We start from the raw sequence: 549 nt of genomic DNA, 5'->3' as shown, positions 1-549 counted from the left end.
ACCATGCGTACCATCAAAGAATGTTGTAGTCGTTTGAACACCTTGCTTTTTAAGGACTTCATCAAACTCTCTATTTTGTGGATCAAATGGGTCAGCATCTCCCACTGTTAAAAATGTAGGTGGATACTCTTTTGTTACTTGATCAACGGTAGATAGTTGATTAATTCTTGCAAAGTTCTTTTCCCATTCTTTAGTACCCGTATAACTTGTCATAAATAAATCAATTCTTGGAAATTCTGTAGATCTCACAGTTTGCATATTATATAACCCACCAAAAAGAATGGCAGCTTTTAAATAATCTTTTTTAATAGTTGGCTTCATTCGCATTTGCTGTTGCAATTTGTCATTTGTTTGTAAAGCCACATATTGACTGGCAATTTGTGCACCTGCAGAGTCTCCGCCATATATAATTTGTTTATAGTCGATATTAAATTTATTTCTATGTTTTAATGTATATTTAGTTGCTTGATCTAATTGCTGTATTGGTGTCGGATATTGGTAATCAGGTGCTAAAGCATAATTTACATTTACGATGATATATCCTTTTTC

At 33.0% G+C, this 549-nt stretch carries 1 protein-coding gene; it reads right to left on the bottom strand.

All coding sequences use genetic code 11. From position 1 onward, the window contains the following. A partial coding sequence (locus KA878_RS13840; protein WP_210142236.1) for an alpha/beta hydrolase occupies window positions 1-549 on the bottom strand: 549 nt, incomplete at both ends.

It is taken from the genome of Staphylococcus sp. GDY8P57P, assembly GCF_017892585.1.
GTDB lineage: Bacteria > Bacillota > Bacilli > Staphylococcales > Staphylococcaceae > Staphylococcus > Staphylococcus borealis.
Note: the sequence above shows the minus strand (reverse complement) of the source record. Positions and strands in the feature narration are given on the sequence as shown.